The organism is Sphingomonas montanisoli (assembly GCF_008274695.1).
GTDB classification, from domain to species: Bacteria; Pseudomonadota; Alphaproteobacteria; order Sphingomonadales; family Sphingomonadaceae; genus Rhizorhabdus; species Rhizorhabdus montanisoli.
The window spans coordinates 469,211-489,057 of the sequence record NZ_VTOU01000001.1; the positions used below are offsets into that span (position 1 = coordinate 469,211).

Consider the following 19,847-nt stretch of genomic DNA (forward strand, 5'->3'; position numbering starts at 1 on the left):
TTGAACCCACCGCGCCGCTGCGCTAACCGGGATGTCAAATTCCGGGAGGCCAAACGGTCCCATGACGGCAACGATCGCGCTCGTCGATGACGACCGCAACATTCTCACCTCGGTCTCGATCGCGCTCCAGTCCGAAGGATTCGTCGTCCGAATCTATTCGGACGGGGATACGGCGCTGCGCGCGCTGCTCGACAATCCGCCCGATCTGGCGGTTCTCGACATCAAGATGCCGCGCATGGACGGGATGGAGCTTCTCCGCCGCCTGCGCGAGAAAAGCGATGTGCCCACGATCTTCCTGACATCCAAGGACGATGAGCTGGACGAGGCGCTCGGCCTGGCGATGGGCGCGGACGATTATATCACCAAGCCCTTCTCGATCCGGCTGCTCGTCGCCCGCATCCGCGCGATCCTGCGCCGCACCGATGCGCGCGCCGAAAGTGCCGAGCCCGATGCGCCACCGGCCGAACGGATCACGCGCGGACGGCTGGAAATGGATCCGGCGCGCCACAAGGTCAGCTGGGACGGGAAGGAAGTGACGCTGACCGTCACCGAGTTCCTGATCCTGGAGGCGCTGGCCCAGCGCCCCGGCTTCGTGAAGTCGCGCGATCAATTGATGGACACGGCCTATCAGGACGATGTCTATGTCGACGATCGCACGATCGACAGCCACATCAAACGCCTGCGTCGCAAGTTTCGCGCGGTCGACAATGAGTTCAAGGCCATCGAGACACTCTACGGCGTAGGTTATCGATTCGGTGAAGAATAGGGACGACGTCCTTCAGGGGTCGGCGCGCACGTCGCTGACCACCCGCATCCTGGCGGTAAACATCTTCGCGCTCGCCTTGCTTGCGGGTGGGTTCTTCTATCTCGACAGCTTTCGCGCCCAGCTGGTCGATGCCCGCATCGCCGAGGCAGAGACACAGATCGGGTTGATCGCCGCCGGCGCATCGGCCGTGCCGGGCGATCGACAGGGCCGGCTGCTGGCAGAATTCGGTGAACAGACCGACATGCGGCTGCGCCTTTACGATGTGACGCAGCCCAAAGCATCGCCCGTGTTCGACAGCTGGTCGATCTCCGCCCCAACCTATGAGTTGCGAGACCCGACCCAGGAAGACTGGGAAAAGCGCGTCGCCCGCTTCCTCGATCGGCTGATCGACCGGATCGTGGGCGCGGACCGGCCGGGCTTCTTCGAGGAACCGGCGCACGACACGCTATCGAGCTGGCCGGAGGCGGTCGCGACGCTACGCACCCATAGCACCGTCACCGATGTCCGCCGCGCGGCTGACCGGACGCCAGTGGTGGTCGGCGCGGTGCAGCTGCCGCGATCGAACCATGTGCTGCTGTCGACCGAAAATCAGCGCGACATCGTCCGCATCGTTCGCGCCGAGCGGCTTCGGCTCGGTATCGTCCTGCTGATCGTGGTCGGCATGTCGGTGTTCCTGTCGCTGTTCCTGGCGCGCACGATCGTGCGGCCTCTGCGCCGCCTTGCGCTCGCGGCGCATCGGGTAAGGCTGGGCCGCGCACGCGAGGTGCAGGTGCCCCGCCTCCCCTCGCGCCGCGACGAGATCGGCACGCTCGCCCGCGCGCTCAGCGACATGAGCATGGCGATCCGCCAGCGCATCGACGCGACCGAGGCGTTCGCCGCCGACGTGACGCACGAACTCAAGAACCCCCTCGCCTCGCTGCGATCGGCGGTCGACAGCCTCGCGCTGGTCAAGGATCCGGCGCTCAAGGAGCAGTTGGTCGACGTGATCCGCGACGATGTCGGCCGGCTTGATCGCCTGATCACCGACATTTCGGAGGCCTCGCGCGTCGATGCCGAGCTGGCACGCGCGCGCTTTGAGACGATTGATCTCGGCGTGATGATCGAGGGATTGCTGCAGGCGCGCGAACAGCGCGGGCTGAACGCGGATGTCCGCGTCGCCTTCGCCCGCCCGCATCGGGGGAGCGCGGTGGTGTTCGGTGATGGATCGCGCTTGACCCGTGTGGTCGAGAACCTCGTCGACAATGCGATCTCCTTCTCGCCGACCGGCGGTCTCGTCCAGGTCGCGGCGACGCGTGACGGCGACGATGTCGTGGTGCGCGTCGAGGACGAGGGGCCGGGCGTGCCGCCGGAAGCGCGCGAGGCGATCTTCAACCGGTTCCACAGCGTGCGCCCCGAAAGCGAGGCATTCGGCCGCCATTCGGGCCTCGGCCTTGCCATCGCAAAGGCGATCGTCGAGGGGCACAATGGCTCGATCGAGGTGATCGACCGCGATACCGGTCCCGGCGCGAAGTTCGTCATCCGCCTGCCGGTGGCGAGCATATGAGCGGCGGGCAGCCCGGAACGCTGATCCACGCGACCTGCGTCGCGATCGACGGGCGCGGGCTGCTGCTGGCAGGGCCTTCGGGCAGCGGCAAATCGGATCTCGCGCTCCGCCTGATCGATCGCGGAGCGCGGCTGGTGTCGGACGATTATACCCGTCTCGAGGCGCGCGGCGACGTGCTGATGGCGTGCCCCGCTCCCCGGATCGAGGGGCAGATCGAAGTGCGCGGCGTGGGGATCGAAGAAGTCGAGCCAGCAGGCGAAACCCCGGTCGCGCTACTCCTTCAGCTCGACGAAACGCCCGAGCGCCTGCCCGATGTCGAGGCGCCCGTGATGACGATCGAGGGAATAGCGATTCCCGCTCTGCCCTTCGCGCCGTTCGAGCATAGCGCGCCGATCAAGGCCGAGGCAGCGCTGCGCCGCTATGGTATAGGCCCGCAATGACAGCCCCCCGCCCCGATCGCATCCTGTTCGTCACCGGCATGTCGGGGTCGGGCAAGAAGACCGCGCTCAAGACGTTCGAGGATATGGGCTGGGAGACGGTCGACAACCTGCCGCTATCGCTGGTCGATTCGCTGCTCGGCGCGGCGCCGGCCGAAGGAGCGCAGGGGCTGAGCCGCCCGGTCGCGATCGGTATCGACAGCCGCACGCGCGAGTTCGACGTCGCCCGTATTGTGCGCGGCGTACGCCAATTGCGTGACGACCAGGGTCGTGATGCATCGATCCTGTTCCTCGATGCGTCGGGCGCGGAAATTGCGCGCCGCTATTCGGAGACGCGCAGCCGCCACCCGCTCGCGCTAGACCGACCGATCGAGGACGGCATCACCTATGAGCGCGAGCTGATGGCTCCGCTGCGCGAAGCCGCCGATCATCTGATCGAGACGACCGGGCGCACCACCAACGATCTGCAGGCGCTGCTCCGCCAGTTGTTCGGTGCGACCGGGCAGCCCTCTCAGCTGACGGTGATGAGCTTCGCTTTCTCGCGTGGGGTGCCACGCGATGCCGATCTGGTTTTCGACATGCGTTTCCTGCGCAATCCGCACTGGGATTCCGATCTGCGTCCCATGACGGGACTCGACGCGGCCGTAGGCGAATATATTTCCGCCGATCCGATCTGGCCGGAGAGCCTGCGGCGGATCGAGGAACTGCTTTTGCTGTTGCTTCCGCGCTACGAAGCGGAAGGAAAAAGCTACGTCACCATCGCCATAGGCTGCACCGGCGGGAAGCATCGTTCGGTCCATATGGCGGAGACCATCGCTGCGCGGTTGCGCGACGCAGGTTTTTCGCCCACGTTGCGACATCGCGATCTGGTTCTGAAGAAACCGGACGTTCAGGGGGATGGCCGAGCCGGGGTAATGTTGAAACGGTCGGACGGATGAGATGATCGGATTGGTGCTCGTGACGCATGGCCGCCTGGCGGCCGAGTTCGTGACGGCGATGGAACATGTCGTGGGCCCGCAGACTGCGATCGAAGCGATCTGCATCGGCCCCGACGATGACATGGAGAGCCGCCGCGCCGATATCGCGCGCGCGGTGAAGGCGGTCGACGGCGGTGACGGGGTGATCCTGCTGACCGACCTGTTCGGCGGCACGCCATCGAACCTCGCCATCTCGCTGATGGAGCCGGGTCGGGTCGAAGTCATCGCCGGGATCAACCTGCCGATGCTGATCCGGCTTGAAGGGGCGCGCAAGATGATGAAGATCAAGGCCGCCGTAGCCGCCGCCCGCGATGCGGGACGCAAATATATATCGGTCGCGTCGGAAGTTTTGGGAGAAGCTGCCGCATGAACCTGGTCCTTCAAAAAGAAGTCCAGATCACCAACATCCGGGGGCTTCACGCCCGGGCCAGTGCGAAATTCGTTACCCTCGCAAGCGCGCAGAGCGCCGAGGTAGAAGTTGAAAAGGATGGATCGAAGGTCGCGGGCACCTCGATCATGGGGCTGATGATGCTGGGCGCCGCAAAGGGCGACAGCGTGATCATCTCCGCCAAAGGCGACGGCGCCGAAAAGGCGCTCGCCGTGCTCGTCGAGCTGGTCGAGGGCAAGTTCGGCGAGGATTGACCTCGCCTCTCGCTCGATTAGGGGAAACAGATGCCCCGCCAGATCACCGCCTTTTCCAACCCGCTGATCAAACGCGTCCGATCGCTGCGTGAAAAGCGGCATCGGCGCGATGAGGGTCTGTTCCTGGCCGAAGGGCTCCGTATCCTGACCGAAGCCGCCGACGAAGGCGTGCTGCCCGATTACATCTTCTTCGCCCGCGACGGCGCCAACCATCCGCTCGCCCAGCGCCTGATCGCCGATGTCGAAGCTAAGGGCGGCGAAGCGATCGAGACCGAGCGGGACATCCTGTCCAAGCTGTCGGGGAAGGATAACCCCCAAGCTGTGATCGGCGTCTATCGCGAACTCGACACCAGCCTGTCGCGGATTGACCGATCGAAAGCCGACATCTGGATCGTCGCGCAGTCGCTGCGCGATCCTGGCAATCTCGGAACGATCCTGCGCACGGGCGATGCAGTCGGCGCTGGCGGGCTGATCCTGGTCGACGATTGCGTCGATCCCTTCTCGGTCGAATCGGTGCGCGCGACGATGGGCGCGTTGTTCACGCAGAAGATCGCGCAGGCGCGCTGGCCCGAATTCCTCGAATGGCTGCGCGCTGGCCCAGGCCAGCTTGTCGGAACCAGCCTGAAGGCGACCCACGATTATCAGGCGCCTCGCTACGAAGCGCCCACCTTCCTGCTGGTCGGCAACGAGGCCCAAGGGCTTCCGGCCGATTATGAGGCGGAGTGCGACCTGCTGGTGAAGATGCCGATGCTCGGCAAGGCCGACAGCCTGAACGTGGCGGTCGCGACCGCGGTGATCGCGTATGAGGTGCTGAACCAGCGCAGGGCGAGATGAGCGACGGTAAGCCCGTCAACTACATCACGCCGGCCGGCTATGGGGCGATGCGCGCGCGTTATGAGGATCTATTCGCCAAGGAACGCCCCGCTTTGGTCGAGGTGATCAGCTGGGCCGCCGGTAACGGTGATCGATCCGAAAATGGCGACTATATTTACGGCCGCAAGCGACTGCGCGAGATCGACCGCGAACTGGGACACCTCTCGCGCCGCATGAAATCGGCCAAGGTGGTCGATCCGGCGAAGCAGGAGGACCGCAACCGCGTCTATTTCGGCGCGACCGTCACCATCATCGACGAGGAGGATAAACGCCGCACCGTCACCCTGGTCGGCGAGGATGAGGCCGATGCGAGCGCGGGCCGGATCAGTTGGCGATCCCCCCTCGCCCACGCGCTCAAGGGCGCCGCGATCGGCGACCTGCGGCGCGTTCGCCTGCCGGCGGGCGAGAAGGAATGGGAGATCGAGGCGATCGTCTATCCGGTCGCCTGATCGAACCCCAATAGCCCAAGAAATCCGCGCGCCTCTCGCAGTATTGCCCGACGCGCATCAACCTTCCGCATAATAGGATAGAATCGAACTCGGCGTTTCGTTTCGGTATAAGCACGCCTTGCGGACTATCGATGTGATTCGGTTTCCGTTGCGTTGTGGGGGTGAGTGATGCCTACCGTGTTGAGAGCAGGGGCGGACGAAAGTACCGGCCTTTCGGTTGCCGAACGCTGGACCCATTTTAGCGACGCTGTCGAACAGTTGAGCAGCGCGCGGACGCTGGACGCGGTCGTCGCCCTCCTTCGCCGCCACGCCCGCCGTATCGTTGGTGCGGACGGGATCGCGATCATCCTGCGCGACAACGACAAATGCCACTACGTCGCCGAGGACGCGAAAGCCCCGCTGTGGGCCGGCCAGAAGTTTCCGGCGGAAACCTGCGTCTCCGGCTGGGCGATGATCCATAACGAGACCGCGATCATCCCCGACGTCCAGGCCGACCCGCGCGTCCCCTTCGAGGCCTATCGCCCTACCTTCGTGCGCAGCATGGCGATGGTGCCGATCGGCCGGCCCGAGCCGGTTGCGGCCATGGGCGCCTATTGGTCCGAAACGGGTGATCCGAGCGCGAATGAGATCGCGCTGCTTGAAGCACTTGCGCGCTCGGCCGCGACCGCGATCGAGAATATGCGGCTGATCGGATCGCTGGAGACGCTCAACGCCAATCTGGGCCAACGCGTTGCCGAACGCACCGCGGAGCTGGAAAAGGCGCAGGAAATCCTGCGCCAGACCCAGAAGATGGAGGTGATCGGGCAGCTGACCGGCAATGTCGCGCACGATTTCAACAATCTCCTGTCGCCGATCATGGCCAGCCTCGACCTGATCCTGATCCGCGCCAATGGCGACGAGCGGCTGCAACGCAGCGCCACCGTCGCGATGGACGCGGCCGAGCGCGCCAAGACGCTGATCCAGCGCCTCCTCGCCTTTGCCCGCCGCCAGCCGCTCAGCACCAAGCCGGTCGGGCTCGACAAGCTGACCGAGAATATGTCGAGTCTGCTGGCCAGCACCGTTGGTCAGCGGATCGAGCTGCGCATCGACTGTGCGGGTGGCCTGCCGCCGGTGCGCATCGACGAACATCAACTGGAAATGGCGGTCCTCAACCTGGTGGTGAACGCGCGCGACGCGATGGGCGACGGCGGTAGGTTGGTCCTCTCGGTACGCCTGCCGGGCCTGGGCGAGCCACGCCCCGCAAATCTGCCCGCCGGCGATTTCGTGCGGCTGGCCGTCACCGACACCGACAGCGGCATGGACGCGCACACACTGAAGAACGCGATCGAACCCTTCTTCTCGACCAAGACGAGCGGACAAGGCACCGGCCTGGGCCTGTCGATGGTCCACGGCCTGATGGGCCAGCTCGGCGGAGGCCTGGAGCTGCACAGCAAGCCGGGCAAGGGCACCGAGGTCGCCCTGTGGCTCCCCGTAGCCAAGACCGCGATCGAGACGCCCGAGGCCGAACCCGACGTGGAAGGTGAGGCAAGCCCCGGTTCGGTCCTGATCGTCGACGACGAACCGATCGTGCGGTCGGGCACCGCCGACATGCTCGAAGATCTGGGCTACAAGGTGGTCCAGGCCGAAAATGCGCGCCAGGCGATCGACCTGATCGAAGGCGGCTTCGTGCCTTCGCTGGTCATCACCGATCATATCATGCCCGGCATGACCGGTGCCGAATTCGCGCTGCGACTGCGCGTCGAGCATCCCGACACCGCGATCCTGATCATCTCGGGCTACCAGGGCATCGACCTGATCGCCCCCGACATCGTTCGCCTGTCCAAGCCGTTCCGACAGATCCATCTGGTCGCGAGCATCGCGGCGGCGCGGGATCAGGTCGCGGCGTAAAGGATCCGAAGCGAGCCTTATTCTCGTCTGTTTCGGTTCCAATCCACTAGGCTGTCGCTTGTCATTGCTGAAATTGTGGCCAAATCTGCCGTCCTTTACGGTCGGGGGGCCACATGATCGACAGTCGCGCCATTCGCTATTCACTCGGCGCGACCTTGATTCTGGCGACGATATTGCATGCGGGCCGCCTGTATTTCGAAATGCCCACAAATTCGATCGATGGCGCGTTTCAGACCTATAGCGCCGTCAGCGCCTATGCCCGCGGTCAAAGTCTGGGGGTGGATTTCCAATCCTATCTCGGCGCCCTCATGCCATTGGCGATCGTTCCGATATTCCTCGTCCTGGGCAAGACTGTATTCGCGTCGACCGCATCGGCCGCCATGCTCGCCTGTGCGGGGTTGTACTTTACGTTCGTCGTGCTGCTTCGCCTGACGACGCAGCTCACCAAAAGCGACGCAGCTCTCTGGGCGATGTCGGCCACGTTCCTCGGTATCGCGGGGATCAAGCTGTGGGCGATGATGGTTTTGCCCGGCGTGTCGCTCAAGGCGCTGCGCTTTGCACTCCCGTTCGTTGTCGCGCTGCCGATGTGGGCGCTGCTGACGAAGAGTCAGGTCAAGGCCGCAAGCCAGCAACTGCCGTTGCTTCCGTGCGTCGCACTAGGAGCAGTCATCGCCATCGCCTCGCTCTGGTCGAACGACGCAGGCATACCGTGCCTCATCGCCGCAACCACGGTTCATGCGACGCTGTGTTTTCGAACGCTGGACCGCGTCGCGGCCATCACCGCGATCGCGACCGTGCTGGCATCTACCGTCACCACAATCGTCATGATCGTCATGCTGCTGACCCACGGCGCGCCGGCGGATTGGCTGCACTACACATTCGTATCGACCCCGACCGATCAACCCTGGTTCTTCCCGCCCTGGTCACCCGACGAACGGGTTCTGGGGATCACCGACATCCTCCACATCCTGAAAATGCCGACCGGCTGGACCATCGCCTGCTGCGGCGCGACAGCCTGCATCGCGGGATACCGGCTGCTGGCCCGGCAAGGCGAAGCCGTCTCCACTGCGATGGTCGCTTTCATCTATGCAGCCACGACCGGCATCGGCCTTCTGCCGCAACTGGCGGGGCATCTGAACGTCGATTACGGCTTCGGCACGGTCGTCCCTGCCCTGTTCGCGCCCCTGTGGCTCGTCCCGCGGCTGGGCGTTGCAGCCACACGATGGCTGATGTCGCGCTGGCGGGTGCACATAGCCTGCCTGCTTGCCCTGCTCGCGCTGGCTGCCATCGCCGGGAGCGTCCATGCGCGCCTGAAACGTGGTTATGCTTATAGCCCGACGATCGGCGCCTATATCGATCCACGCGAAGCCGACACGTTGGCAACGATGGACCGCGCCGGACCGATCATTGCCCGCATTTCACCCGATCCCAAAGACCGCATCCTTTCGACATATTTTTCCGCGCTCAGCATCGCCGCGCAGGCCGATTCCCCCACCCGCTATGGATCGATCATCCATGTTCTGGGGGATGATGCCCGCCGCGAATATGTCGCCAAGATCCGCGATACCGATTTCGCACTGGTGACCACGATAAGCCCCGAATCGTCCGCCTGGGGTGGCTGGAATCTGCGCGCATCGTGGTTTGCGATGAAGCTTGTCGTCGAAACCTATGAGCCATTCGCAAAATCCGCGCAGCACATTTTCTGGAAGCGTCGCGAGACGCCGCTGCCACCGCCTGCGGCCATGTCCTGTACCGTGCGAACCATCGACGACGGGGCCGTCGAACTGACCTTTTCCGATATCGCCGGCAAAGCTGCTTCAGACGGCGCTTGGTATGTCGATGTCGGCGTCCGGGTCAGCCACGTCGCCGATCGCTACTGGATCGCCACCGAGGTCATCAGCCCTGCAGAGAAGGCGCTCGTCGTGAGCAGGAAAAATGCTTGGGTCGATTTCCCGAGCTATGGACTGCCGCCGGAAAAGCAGCTCACGTTGATGGCCGAACATGCCACGGGAAAGCCAACGCGGATCACGCTCAAGGGGGTTCCGGGGCCATCGGTCAAACTTAGCGGGCAATGCGTCGCAATGCGCATCGCGCCGGTGGCACTCGTGGGCGCGCTGCCCATTCTTAATGACCGGACCCTGCGCGACGCGCTGACGCCCCGCCTGCCCCACGGCTGAAAAGACGGGACGCTTACGAAAAAGGCCCGCGGTTTCCCACGGGCCTTCGTGTTTGGATCGAATCGGGGAGTGCTTAGTAAACGCGGGCCTTCGGCTTGATATATTCGATCTCGTCGGTGAGCGTGTATTCGTGGACCGGGCGATAGTCGATCTTGACGTCGCCCTTGTCGAACCAGACGACCGTATGCTTCATCCAGTTGGCGTCGTCGCGGTTCGGGAAATCCTCGTGCATATGCGCGCCGCGGCTTTCCTGGCGGTTGCCCGCCGAGTGCATGGTGACGACCGCCTGGGGCAGCATGTTGTCGAGCTCCATCGTCTCGACCAAATCGGTGTTCCAGATCAGCGAGCGATCGGTAATCCCGACGTCCGACAGGCTCTCGTAAACACGGTCGATCTGGGTCCGGCCCTCGGTCAGCAGCGCGGTGTCGCGGAACACGGCGCAATGCTTCTGCATCGTGTGCTGCATGTCGAGGCGAATCTGCGCGGTCGGCGTGCCGCCCTTGGCATTGCGATAGTGATCGAGACGGGCGAGCGCCTTGTCGTCCGACTCCTTGTTCACCACGCCATGCTTCGAGTTGGGCTGCACCAGCTCCGCAATGCGGAAGCCGGTCGCGCGGCCGAACACCACGAGATCGATCAGCGAGTTCGAACCCAGGCGGTTGGCGCCATGGACCGAAACGCAGGCCGCCTCGCCCACCGCGAACAGGCCGGGGACGACCGCGTCGGGATTGCCATCCTTCAGCGTGACGACTTCGCCATGATAGTTACACGGCACGCCACCCATATTGTAGTGGACGGTGGGCGTGACCGGCAACGGCTGACGCGTGAGATCGACGCCGGCGAAGATCTTGCCGGTCTCGGTGATGCCGGGCAGGCGCTCCGCCAGCACCTTGGGATCGATATGATCGAGGTGCAGGTAGATATAGTCGCCGTTCTTGCCGACGCCGCGGCCTTCGCGCATCTCCGCCGCCATCGAGCGGGCGACGACGTCGCGCGACGCAAGATCCTTGGCCGACGGAGCGTAACGCTCCATGAAGCGCTCGCCTTCGGAGTTGGTGAGGTAGCCGCCCTCGCCGCGCGCACCTTCGGTGATGAGCACGCCGGCGCCGTAGATGCCGGTCGGGTGGAACTGCACGAACTCCATGTCCTGCAAAGGCAGGCCGGCGCGCAGCACCATGCCGCCGCCGTCACCCGTGCAGGTGTGCGCCGAGGTGGCCGAGAAGTAGGTGCGGCCCGAACCGCCCGTCGCCAGCACGGTGGCGTGGCTGCGGAAGCGGTGGATCGATCCGTCTTCCATGCAGAGCGCGATCACGCCCTTGCACTCACCATTCTCCATGATGAGATCGAGCGCGATATATTCGACGTAGAAGTCCGTGTCGTACTTCAGGCTCTGCTGATAGAGCGCGTGAAGCATCGCATGGCCGGTACGGTCGGCGGCGGCGCAGGTGCGCTGCACCGGCGGGCCGGCACCCATATTCTGCATGTGGCCGCCGAACGGACGCTGGTAGATCGTCCCGTCCTCGTTACGGCTGAACGGCACGCCGGCATGTTCCAGCTCGATCACGGCCGCCGGCGCTTCGCGCACCATATATTCGATCGCGTCCTGGTCACCCAGCCAGTCCGAACCCTTGACGGTATCGAACATGTGCCAGGTCCAATGGTCCGGCGAGTTGTTGCCCAGCGAGGCAGCAATGCCGCCCTGAGCCGCGACCGTGTGGCTGCGGGTGGGGAACACCTTGGTGATGCAGGCGGTGCGCAGACCCTTTTCCGCGCAGCCCATCGTGGCGCGCAGACCCGAGCCGCCCGCGCCGACGACGACGGCGTCATAGACGTGGTCGATGATCTTGTAAGCTTCGGCCATTATGCCGGCACTCCCGCGAAGGCGATCTTGAGGATCGAGAAGATCGCGAGGGCAGCCCCGCCGATCGCATAGAGATTGAGCAGCAGGGTCCAGAACACCTTGCCCGCTTCCTCGTGCACATAATCTTCCATCAGGACCTGGAGACCCAGGCGCAGGTGGGTGAAGACCGACGCGGTCAGCAGCACCAGCGGCACAGCGACGAGCGGCGAGGAAATCCACTTCACCACGCCTTCATAATCGAGGTGCGGCAGGCGGAAGATCGAGATGACGAACCAGGTGACGAGCAGCAGGTTGCCCGCCGCGGTCACCCGCGAGCGCCACCAATGCTGCGACCCGTGCTTGGCCGATCCCAGACCGCGAACGCGGCCGATACCAGTGCCGGTGCCCATCAGTTCGCCCCCATCTTCGCGAAGATCGTGCCCCAGATCGCGATCGTCACGACGACCGCGCCGACCATGCACACGATCGACCACAGGCGATTGGTGCGCAGTTCGTAGCCCGCGCCCACATCGAGCACGAAGTGGCGCAAGCCCGAGAACATGTGGTTGAAGAACGACCAGGTGAGGCCGACGGCCACCAGATAGCCGAACCAGCTGGTCGCGACCTTTAGAAAGGTGGCGTAGGCTTCGGGCCCCATTGCGGCGGCGACGAGCCACCAGATAAAGCCGATACCCCCGGCGACCGCGAGCGCGGTCCCCGTCGCACGATGCAGGATGGAGACCGCCATGGCCGGTCCCCATTTCCAGATCGTCAGATGCGGCGACAGCGGCCGTGCATGATTGCGCGCCATGTTCCCTCCCTTGAAACGCAGGCTCGAAACGGTCCTTAGTCAAAGAAGCGCGCCATGCAAGGCGCACGACGCGATAGATCGTGGAAAACGCTTCCTTTCGAAAAAGCGTCAACGGCTCGTTTACCAATCATCCTTATCCCGACGGCGACGCGGCAAGGCGCGAGAGGACGGATGAGTCGATGATGCAGGGTAGGGACATGGCGTTGGCGAGCCTGAGCGATGAACAGCTTCGCGAGAAGCTGGCCATCTACGACCCGCGCGGCGACCTGAACGTCCGCCTGAAACGGATCTTCGAAGGTGTGGTCGATGCGATCGACTCCATGATTCCTCGTTATGCCGTGATGCTGTTCGATCAGAGCGAGGCGGCACGGCGCTTCTTCGTGAGCATCGATCCGAACGGCGATCCGGTCGCAGGACTGCGCTCGACCTGGCTCGACGTGCCCGAAAATGGCGGCACGCTCCGTCGGCTGCACGACTGCGCCCACATGATCCGTATGATCGAGGAACAGCGGCGCGATTACAGCGTCGTCGCCAAAACTGCGACCGAGAGTTACGCGATGCTCGTTCGCGCAGTCGCCGAAATTCACGCCGATGATATCGGCCGCACGCTCGACGCTCAGGAAGCGTTGATGACGCTCAACGCGCTTTATATCGACGTTTGCACCAGTCAGCAGCGCCAGATCGAAAGCGCGCGCGAAGCCACCACCCGCACCGGAGACAGCGAACGTTTCCGCAGCCATATCTCCGACGCGCTCGGCAAGATGATCGGCGAATCGCGTGGTCTGCGTGATCGCACGGGTGACACCTCCGCCGCCGCGCGCGGCATGCTGGGCAAGGCATCCGAAGTCGCGGCCGCCGCCGAACAGTCGGCGCTGGCGATGCGCGAAGCCGCCCACACCGCCGCCGGCCTGATCCGCGCGATCGACGAGAGCCGCGCCGAAGTGGAAGTCGCCGCGCAGATCGCCACCAAGGCGGCCGAACGATCGATCCACGCGGTCGCCCTGTCCGAAATCCTGTCCGATCATGCGCTGGCGATCGAATCGATCCTGGGCCTGATCCGTGACATCGCCGGCCAGACCAACCTCCTCGCGCTCAACGCCACGATCGAAGCGGCGCGCGCGGGCGACGCCGGCCGCGGCTTTGCGGTGGTCGCGCAGGAAGTGAAGAGCCTCGCAAGCCAGACGGCCCGCGCGACCGACGACATCGCTGCCAAGATCGCCGCGATCCAGGCCGCGACCCGCCAGACCGTCGATGCCAATGGCGCGATCCGCGACATCGTCGGCGAGGTACAGAGTTCCGCCGAGCGTATCCGTTCGACGATGGAAACCCAGGCGCGCACCGTGACGATGATTACCGCCGCCGTCGACGAGACCGCGCTCGCGGCCGACTCGATGTCCAGCACCATCTCCGCGATCCGTAGCGACACCGAGACGGTCGCCGGCGAGATCGACCGGCTTGAGGCGGGCTTCCGCGGCGTCGACAGCGAGCTTTCGAAGCTGGAGACGGTGACGGGTGATTTCGTGAACAAGCTGGCGGCTTAGTCCGCCTCCCTTACCCCCTCGTCATTGCGAGCATAGCGAAGCAATCCAATCCGAACTGCGGAATGGATTGCTTCGTCGCGTTCCGCTCCTCGCAATGACGAGCGATGTCTGACAGCATGTCCCAAGTTTTTTTCGCGCCGCCCCAAGCATCCGTGCTTTGCGTGGACAGCTATCCAGCGCCATTTGCCACGCATGGTTTCCCTGCTCGATCCCGAAGCGCGTGGGCGCGTGATCCTGGTTGGCGCCGGTCCGGGCGATCCCGGCCTGCTCACCCTGCGTGCGGTCGAGGCGCTCAAAAGCGCCGATGTCGTCGTGCATGACGGGCTGATCGACATGCGCGTGCTCGATTTCGCGCCTGCCGAGGCGCAGCGCATCTCGGTCGCCAAGAAGCGCGATCGCCACACCTTGCCGCAGGAAGCGATCAACGCGCTGATCATCGCGCATGTGAAGGCCGGATCGGTGGTCGTACGCCTGAAGGGCGGCGATCCCTTCGTGTTCGGACGTGGCGGTGAGGAGGTCGAGGCGGTGCGCGCGGCGGGCCTGAAGGTCGAGGTCGTGCCTGGCGTGTCGTCGGCGCTCGGCTGTGCGGCGGAAGCGATGCTCCCCCTCACCCACCGCGACTGGTCCAGCGCGGTCAGCTTCGTTGCGGGCACCTGCCAGGGTTTGAGCGAGCAGAATTGGGCGGGACTCGCCGGACAAGGCCGCACGCTCGTCATCTATATGGGCGTGACCTGCGCTTCGCTCATCGCCGACAAGCTGATGGCCGATGGCGTCACCCCTGATATGCCGGTTGCGGTGCTCGAACGCGGCACACTGCAGGGCAGCCGCGCGATGCGGACGCTGCTTGCGGATCTTGGTGACATGGTTCAGCGCGAGAAGGTGGTGAGCCCGGCGATCATCGTGGTCGGCGAAGTGGTGCTGCTTTCCGATGCGGAGAACCGGCTGCACAGCTTCGCCCGCCAAGCCGAACAGATGGAGATACAGCGTTGAGGATCGTCGCGTGAGGATCGTTACTGGCAATGACCTCGTGACAGGGGCGGTGACGTGGTGGACCGGCAACGGCTGGTCGGTACATGTCGCCGACGCCGTCGATGCGGGACACGAAGCCGAAGCGATCGCCGCAGTCGAGGAAGCCGCGCGCCGCGTCAACGGCCCCGTCGTGATCGAAGGCATGATGACCGACGCCGGCCCCACGCCCGCCCATATCAAGGACCGTATCCGCGCATCAGGCCCGACCTGCCGCCAGGATCTCGGCATCCGCCCCGACTTCCAGATCGAGAAGGCCTGATCCGCAATGTACCGTTACGACGAATATGATCAGGCGATCGTCGATGCCCGCGTCGAGGAGTTTCGCGATCAGGTGAACCGTCGCCTGTCGGGCGAAATGAGCGAGGACCAGTTCAAGCCGCTGCGGCTGATGAACGGGCTCTACCTCCAGCTTCACGCCTATATGCTGCGCGTCGCCGTTCCCTATGGAACGATGAGCGGCAAGCAGATGCGGATGCTGGCCCATATCGCGCGCAAATATGATCGCGACTACGGCCATTTCACCACCCGCCAGAACATCCAGTACAACTGGATCGAGCTGAAGGACGCCGCCGACATCCTCGCCGAACTGGCGACGGTCGAGATGCACGCGATCCAGACGAGCGGGAATTGCATCCGCAACATCTCGTCCGATCAATATGCGGGCGCCGCCGCGGACGAGGTCGCCGATCCGCGCCCCTGGGCCGAGTTGCTGCGCCAGTGGAGCACCTTCCACCCCGAGTTCAGCTATCTGCCGCGCAAGTTCAAGATCGCGGTGATCGGTGCCGAGGAGGATCGCGCTGCGATCCAGCTCCACGATATCGGCCTTCAGATCCGCAAGAACGATGCGGGCGAGATCGGCTTCCGCGTATTCGTCGGCGGCGGCATGGGCCGCACCCCGATGATCGGTCCGGTGGTGCGCGACTTCCTGCCCACCGCCGATTTCCTGAGTTACATCGAAGCGTGCCTGCGCGTGTACAATCGCTATGGCCGTCGCGACAATCTGTACAAGGCACGGATCAAGATCCTGGTCCACGAGATCGGGCGCGACGAATATGCGCGCCAGGTGGAGGAGGAATTCCTCCACACCAAGACGCTGGGCCTCGACGCGCCGCAGGCCGAGGTCGATCGCATCGCCGCGATGTTCGCGCCGCCCGCGTTCGAAACCGGCCTGTCGGACGAAATCGATCGGTCGGATCCCGATTTCGCGCTCTGGGTTGACCAACAGGTTAAGGCGCACAAGGCGCCCGGCTACGCGATCGTCAACATCAGCCTGAAGCCGACCGTCGGCATCCCGGGCGACGCCAGCTCGGCGCAGATCGACGTGATGGCCGACCTGGCCGAACGCTACGGCCTCGATGAACTGCGCGTCACCCATGCGCAGAACATCGTGCTGCCGCATGTGAAGAAGGCCGATCTCTACGCGGTGTGGCAGGCGCTCGACGCCGCAGGCCTCGCGACGCCGAACCTCGACCTGATCGGCGACATCATCGCCTGCCCCGGCCTCGATTATTGCGCGCTCGCCAATGCGCGCTCGATCCCGCTGGCGCAGAAGATCGCCAAGCGCTTCGAAAGCCTCGACCGACAGCGCGATCTCGGCGAACTCAAGCTCAAGATTTCGGGCTGCATCAACGCCTGCGGCCACCACCATGCCGGCCATATCGGCATCCTGGGTGTCGATCGTAAGGGCGAGGAGAATTACCAGCTCTCCTTCGGCGGATCGGCGGCGGCGGACACCAGCCTCGCCAAGATCGTCGGCCCCGGCTTCGATGAGGACGGGATCGTCGACGCGATCGAAAAGGCGGTCGGTGTCTACAAGACGCTGCGCGAAGGCGGCGAACGCTTCGTCGACACCTATCGCCGCGTCGGCGAAGCGCCGTTCAAGGAGGCGATCTATGGTTAAGTCCCTCCGGTATCGCGACGATGCCGTTCACGAAGAACCCGCCGTCACGCTAGACGCCTTCATGGGCCAGTCAAACGCGACCGCCGTCCGGCTCGAGCCGACCGACGATCCACGCGCGCTGATCCCGCATCTCGATCGGCTCGCGCTGATCGAAGTGGCGTTCCCCAAGTTTCGTGACGGGCGCGGCTATTCGATCGGGTCGATCCTGCGCGAAGCCGGTTATACCGGCGAACTGCGGGCCCAGGGCGACGTCCTGGTCGATCAGATCCCGCTGATGCGCCGTTGCGGCTTCGACAGCTTCATTGCGGATGCGGACATCGATACCGAGACGCTCGACAAGCTGCTCGCGCTCCACCCGATCGTTTACCAGCAGACGGCCGACCGGCGCCCGCCGGTGTGGGCCTTGCGGCATGGCTGAGATGGCCACGCGCGCCATTGACCGGATCGACACCGCACCGCATTTCGATGCGGACGATGTCGCGCGCCTCAATGCCCGGTTCGAAGGCGTGCCGACGCTCGACATGATCCGCACCGTGTTGGCTGAAGGGCTGCTCGATCGCGTGGCGGTCGTCTCCTCCTTCGGCGCGGAATCGGCGGTGTTGCTGCATCTGGTGGCACAGGCCGATCCCAGCGTGCCGGTCATCTTCCTCGATACCGGCAAGATGTTTCCCGAAACGCTCGCCTATCGCGACGCGCTGGTCGCCAGGATCGGCCTCACCAATCTGCGCATCATCGAGCCCGAAGCGGCTGTGGTGGAGGCGAAGGACGAAACCGGTCTGCGCTGGTCCTACGATCCCGACGGCTGCTGCGAAATCCGCAAGGTGATCCCGTTGGCCAGGGCGATGCGCGATTTCGATGCGCAGATAACCGGCCGCAAAGGCTTCCAGGCATCGACCCGCTCGGGCATCGCCCGCTTCGAACTCGACGGCGACCGGATCAAGATGAACCCGCTCGCCGACTGGGCGAAGGCCGATCTCGACGCCTATTTCGAGACGCACGATCTGCCGCGCCACCCGCTGGAGGCCGAAGGCTATCTGTCGATCGGGTGCGCACCGTGCACGAGCATCGTGAAGCCCGGCGAAGACCCGCGTGCCGGCCGCTGGCGTGGCTGGGACAAGGTGGAGTGCGGCATCCACGGCGAACCTATCGTCCGCCCGGGCGAAGAGCCGGTATTCTGACAAACACGAAAAGAGGCTCAGCGCACCGCCGGCCTCATCGTCGTCCCCAGAACAATAAAGGAGCAGCCTGTAACGGCTGCAAGCCTCAGCTCAGCAGGTAAACGCCAAACTGGTAGATCAGATAGAGCGGCGCCGCGCACACTGCGCTGCCGAACACCGTATCGATCGCACTTTCGAACATGGCCATAACAATCTCCTCTCCCATGCCCTGCTTTCGAGGGTCTTGGGTGGAGATAGACTACATGATTCGCCCGGTGAGTCAGCCCCTTTTCTGACGGTGCGTCATTCGTCGTAGGCGGGTGCGTATTGATCTTCCGCAAGGTCGGAAAACTTGGTGATCCGGGCCTCGAACTTCAGCCGTACCTTGCCGGTGGCGCCGTGGCGCTGCTTGGCGATGATCAGTTCGGAAATGCCGAAAGCGCGCTCCATTTCACGCGCCCAATCCTCGTGCTGCTGCCAGATCTTGGCATCGTCGCCCTCGATCGGCCGCTTGGGCTCGCGCGACTGGACATAATATTCGTCGCGATAGACGAACCAGACCATGTCGGCGTCCTGCTCGATCGAACCCGATTCACGAAGATCCGACAGCTGGGGACGTTTATCCTCGCGTTGCTCGACCGCTCGGCTGAGCTGGGACAGCGCGATCACCGGCACGCTCAGTTCCTTCGCCAATTGCTTGAGCCCGCGGCTGATTTCCGAGATTTCCTGCACACGATTGCCGTCGCGACTGTTGCCCGATCCCTGCAGCAGCTGGAGATAATCGACCACGATCACGCCGATCCCGCGCTGCCGCTTCAATCGCCGCGCGCGGGTGCGTAGCGCCGCGATCGTGAGACCCGGCGTGTCATCGATGAACAGCGGCAGATGCTCCAGCTCGCCCGAGGCACGGGCGAGATTGCGGAAGTCCTGCTGACTGATCTTGCCCATGCGCAGATTTTCGGAGCTGATCCCCGATTGTTCGGACAGGATGCGCGTCGCCAGCTGATCGGCCGACATTTCGAGGCTGAAAAAGGCAACCCCCGCGCCCACCGACTTGTCGTCTGCGATACCCGCATCACGATCGCGCACCAGCCGCATCGCCGCGTTGAACGCGATATTGGTCGCCAGCGAGGTCTTTCCCATGCCGGGACGTCCGGCGAGGATGATCAGATCCGACGGGTGCAGACCGCCGATCTTGCCGTTGACGCTGTCGAGGCCCGTGGTGATGCCCGAGACATGGCCGCCCGAATTGAGCGCGCGCTCGGCGGTCGCGACCGCGATCTTGGTCGCCTGCCCGAAGCTCTTGACGCTGCCTTCCTCGCCGCCTTCTTCGGCCACCTTGTAAAGCGCGACCTCGGCGGCCTCGATCTGGCCCTTGGGATCAACCAGTTCGGACGTGTCGAGTGCCTGATCGACCATCGTGCGCCCGACGCCGATGAGCGCGCGGAGCAGTGCGAGATCATAGACCTGCGAGGCGAAGTCGCGCGCGCCGATCAATGCCGCGCCGCTGCCCGTCAGCTGGGCGAGATATGCGGGACCACCGCGTTCGCGCATCTCGGCATCGGCATCGAACATCGGCTTCAGCGTCACCGGATTGGCGATCATGTTGCGATCGACCATTCGTAGTGCGGCTTCGTAGATGCGCCCGTGGAGCGGATCGTAGAAATGTTCGGGCCGCAGCCGGATCTGCACGTCCTCGGCAATGCGGTTGTCGATCAGCAACGCGCCGAGCAGCGCGGCTTCCGCCTCGATATTGTGGGGAAGCGACTGGCCCTCGGACGCTTCCGCGCCGGGCAGGATTCGAAGCGGTTCGGGCAT

General features: G+C 64.4%; 20 protein-coding genes. 16 read left to right on the plus strand and 4 right to left on the minus strand.

Annotated features, from left to right (window positions below):
- Positions 1-61: 61 nt before the first annotated feature.
- From FYJ91_RS02335 to FYJ91_RS02380, 10 genes are all read left to right on the plus strand, one after another.
- Positions 62-766 carry a response regulator transcription factor gene (locus FYJ91_RS02335; protein ID WP_149520662.1) on the plus strand — a complete coding sequence of 235 codons (705 nt, stop codon included), beginning with the start codon at positions 62-64 and terminating at the stop codon, positions 764-766.
- Positions 756-2,309 carry a sensor histidine kinase gene (locus FYJ91_RS02340; RefSeq protein ID WP_246152368.1) on the plus strand — a complete coding sequence of 518 codons (1,554 nt, stop codon included), beginning with the start codon at positions 756-758 and terminating at the stop codon, positions 2,307-2,309. Before FYJ91_RS02335 ends, FYJ91_RS02340 begins: the two co-directional genes overlap by 11 nt.
- Positions 2,306-2,749: an HPr kinase/phosphorylase gene (locus FYJ91_RS02345; RefSeq protein ID WP_149520664.1), complete on the plus strand. Its 444-nt coding sequence runs from the start codon at positions 2,306-2,308 to the stop codon at positions 2,747-2,749. Before FYJ91_RS02340 ends, FYJ91_RS02345 begins: the two co-directional genes overlap by 4 nt.
- Positions 2,746-3,684 (plus strand): RNase adapter RapZ, encoded by a 939-nt coding sequence (gene rapZ, locus FYJ91_RS02350; protein ID WP_149520665.1) that lies wholly within the window; start codon positions 2,746-2,748, stop codon positions 3,682-3,684. The genes FYJ91_RS02345 and rapZ overlap by 4 nt, the downstream gene beginning before the upstream one ends.
- Before the next feature lies 1 nt (position 3,685).
- Entirely contained in the window at positions 3,686-4,093 is a 408-nt protein-coding gene (locus FYJ91_RS02355; protein WP_149520666.1) for a PTS sugar transporter subunit IIA, read from the plus strand.
- Positions 4,090-4,365 carry an HPr family phosphocarrier protein gene (locus tag FYJ91_RS02360; RefSeq protein ID WP_149520667.1) on the plus strand — a complete coding sequence of 92 codons (276 nt, stop codon included), beginning with the start codon at positions 4,090-4,092 and terminating at the stop codon, positions 4,363-4,365. The genes FYJ91_RS02355 and FYJ91_RS02360 overlap by 4 nt, the downstream gene beginning before the upstream one ends.
- A gap of 30 nt (positions 4,366-4,395) precedes the next feature.
- On the plus strand, positions 4,396-5,199 hold the full coding sequence (locus FYJ91_RS02365; RefSeq protein ID WP_149520668.1) for a TrmH family RNA methyltransferase: 804 nt from the start codon (positions 4,396-4,398) through the stop codon (positions 5,197-5,199).
- Positions 5,196-5,687: a transcription elongation factor GreB gene (gene greB / locus FYJ91_RS02370; protein ID WP_149520669.1), complete on the plus strand. Its 492-nt coding sequence runs from the start codon at positions 5,196-5,198 to the stop codon at positions 5,685-5,687. Before FYJ91_RS02365 ends, greB begins: the two co-directional genes overlap by 4 nt.
- 168 nt (positions 5,688-5,855) lie before the next feature.
- Entirely contained in the window at positions 5,856-7,574 is a 1,719-nt protein-coding gene (locus FYJ91_RS02375) for a GAF domain-containing hybrid sensor histidine kinase/response regulator (RefSeq protein WP_149520670.1), read from the plus strand.
- A 113-nt stretch (positions 7,575-7,687) separates the two neighbouring features.
- Positions 7,688-9,751, plus strand: coding sequence for a hypothetical protein (locus FYJ91_RS02380; protein WP_149520671.1), 2,064 nt, complete (start codon positions 7,688-7,690; stop codon positions 9,749-9,751).
- A gap of 73 nt (positions 9,752-9,824) precedes the next feature.
- Here FYJ91_RS02380 and sdhA read toward each other — a convergent pair whose 3' ends face one another.
- From sdhA to sdhC, 3 genes are read right to left on the minus strand one after another with little or no spacing between them, the layout of a single operon-like run.
- A complete protein-coding gene (sdhA, locus tag FYJ91_RS02385; RefSeq protein ID WP_149520672.1) occupies positions 9,825-11,612 on the minus strand; it encodes a succinate dehydrogenase flavoprotein subunit in 1,788 nt (595 codons plus the stop codon).
- Positions 11,612-12,001: a succinate dehydrogenase, hydrophobic membrane anchor protein gene (gene sdhD / locus FYJ91_RS02390; RefSeq protein ID WP_149520673.1), complete on the minus strand. Its 390-nt coding sequence runs from the start codon at positions 11,999-12,001 to the stop codon at positions 11,612-11,614. Before sdhD ends, sdhA begins: the two co-directional genes overlap by 1 nt.
- Positions 12,001-12,402, minus strand: a complete 402-nt coding sequence (gene sdhC / locus FYJ91_RS02395; protein WP_149520674.1) for a succinate dehydrogenase, cytochrome b556 subunit — start codon at positions 12,400-12,402, stop codon at positions 12,001-12,003. Before sdhC ends, sdhD begins: the two co-directional genes overlap by 1 nt.
- Before the next feature lie 179 nt (positions 12,403-12,581).
- On the opposite strand from sdhC, the gene FYJ91_RS02400 reads away from it, so the two are divergent.
- The 6 genes from FYJ91_RS02400 to FYJ91_RS02425 all read left to right on the plus strand — a co-directional run bounded on the left by FYJ91_RS02400 (position 12,582) and on the right by FYJ91_RS02425 (position 18,050).
- On the plus strand, positions 12,582-13,943 hold the full coding sequence (locus FYJ91_RS02400; protein WP_181008311.1) for a methyl-accepting chemotaxis protein: 1,362 nt from the start codon (positions 12,582-12,584) through the stop codon (positions 13,941-13,943).
- Positions 13,944-14,135: 192 nt separating this feature from the next.
- Complete coding sequence (cobA, locus tag FYJ91_RS02405) at positions 14,136-14,933, plus strand: uroporphyrinogen-III C-methyltransferase (protein WP_149520675.1); 798 nt, start codon at positions 14,136-14,138, stop codon at positions 14,931-14,933.
- A gap of 10 nt (positions 14,934-14,943) precedes the next feature.
- Entirely contained in the window at positions 14,944-15,231 is a 288-nt protein-coding gene (locus tag FYJ91_RS02410) for a DUF2849 domain-containing protein (RefSeq protein ID WP_149520676.1), read from the plus strand.
- Between the two features lie 6 nt (positions 15,232-15,237).
- Positions 15,238-16,872 (plus strand): nitrite/sulfite reductase, encoded by a 1,635-nt coding sequence (locus tag FYJ91_RS02415; protein WP_149520677.1) that lies wholly within the window; start codon positions 15,238-15,240, stop codon positions 16,870-16,872.
- Positions 16,865-17,290: a DUF934 domain-containing protein gene (locus tag FYJ91_RS02420; protein ID WP_149520678.1), complete on the plus strand. Its 426-nt coding sequence runs from the start codon at positions 16,865-16,867 to the stop codon at positions 17,288-17,290. The genes FYJ91_RS02415 and FYJ91_RS02420 overlap by 8 nt, the downstream gene beginning before the upstream one ends.
- Positions 17,283-18,050, plus strand: coding sequence for a phosphoadenylyl-sulfate reductase (locus tag FYJ91_RS02425; protein WP_149520679.1), 768 nt, complete (start codon positions 17,283-17,285; stop codon positions 18,048-18,050). The genes FYJ91_RS02420 and FYJ91_RS02425 overlap by 8 nt, the downstream gene beginning before the upstream one ends.
- A gap of 282 nt (positions 18,051-18,332) precedes the next feature.
- On the opposite strand, the gene FYJ91_RS02430 is transcribed toward FYJ91_RS02425, so the two are convergent.
- Positions 18,333-19,847 (minus strand): replicative DNA helicase, encoded by a 1,515-nt coding sequence (locus FYJ91_RS02430; RefSeq protein ID WP_149520680.1) that lies wholly within the window; start codon positions 19,845-19,847, stop codon positions 18,333-18,335.

What these genes read in the sequence shown, in the direction of transcription:
- FYJ91_RS02335 (WP_149520662.1), top strand. Translation starts at nt 62, where the DNA reads ATGACGGCAACGATCGCGCTCGTCGATGACGACCGCAACATTCTCACC.
- FYJ91_RS02345 (WP_149520664.1), top strand. Translation starts at nt 2,306, where the DNA reads ATGAGCGGCGGGCAGCCCGGAACGCTGATCCACGCGACCTGCGTCGCG.
- rapZ (WP_149520665.1), top strand. Translation starts at nt 2,746, where the DNA reads ATGACAGCCCCCCGCCCCGATCGCATCCTGTTCGTCACCGGCATGTCG.
- FYJ91_RS02355 (WP_149520666.1), top strand. Translation starts at nt 3,686, where the DNA reads ATGATCGGATTGGTGCTCGTGACGCATGGCCGCCTGGCGGCCGAGTTC.
- FYJ91_RS02360 (WP_149520667.1), top strand. Translation starts at nt 4,090, where the DNA reads ATGAACCTGGTCCTTCAAAAAGAAGTCCAGATCACCAACATCCGGGGG.
- FYJ91_RS02365 (WP_149520668.1), top strand. Translation starts at nt 4,396, where the DNA reads ATGCCCCGCCAGATCACCGCCTTTTCCAACCCGCTGATCAAACGCGTC.
- greB (WP_149520669.1), top strand. Translation starts at nt 5,196, where the DNA reads ATGAGCGACGGTAAGCCCGTCAACTACATCACGCCGGCCGGCTATGGG.
- FYJ91_RS02375 (WP_149520670.1), top strand. Translation starts at nt 5,856, where the DNA reads ATGCCTACCGTGTTGAGAGCAGGGGCGGACGAAAGTACCGGCCTTTCG.
- FYJ91_RS02380 (WP_149520671.1), top strand. Translation starts at nt 7,688, where the DNA reads ATGATCGACAGTCGCGCCATTCGCTATTCACTCGGCGCGACCTTGATT.
- sdhA (WP_149520672.1), bottom strand. Translation starts at nt 11,612, where the DNA reads ATGGCCGAAGCTTACAAGATCATCGACCACGTCTATGACGCCGTCGTC.
- sdhD (WP_149520673.1), bottom strand. Translation starts at nt 12,001, where the DNA reads ATGGGCACCGGCACTGGTATCGGCCGCGTTCGCGGTCTGGGATCGGCC.
- sdhC (WP_149520674.1), bottom strand. Translation starts at nt 12,402, where the DNA reads ATGGCGCGCAATCATGCACGGCCGCTGTCGCCGCATCTGACGATCTGG.
- FYJ91_RS02400 (WP_181008311.1), top strand. Translation starts at nt 12,582, where the DNA reads ATGATGCAGGGTAGGGACATGGCGTTGGCGAGCCTGAGCGATGAACAG.
- cobA (WP_149520675.1), top strand. Translation starts at nt 14,136, where the DNA reads ATGGTTTCCCTGCTCGATCCCGAAGCGCGTGGGCGCGTGATCCTGGTT.
- FYJ91_RS02415 (WP_149520677.1), top strand. Translation starts at nt 15,238, where the DNA reads ATGTACCGTTACGACGAATATGATCAGGCGATCGTCGATGCCCGCGTC.
- FYJ91_RS02420 (WP_149520678.1), top strand. Translation starts at nt 16,865, where the DNA reads ATGGTTAAGTCCCTCCGGTATCGCGACGATGCCGTTCACGAAGAACCC.
- FYJ91_RS02425 (WP_149520679.1), top strand. Translation starts at nt 17,283, where the DNA reads ATGGCTGAGATGGCCACGCGCGCCATTGACCGGATCGACACCGCACCG.
- FYJ91_RS02430 (WP_149520680.1), bottom strand. Translation starts at nt 19,847, where the DNA reads ATGCCCGAACCGCTTCGAATCCTGCCCGGCGCGGAAGCGTCCGAGGGC.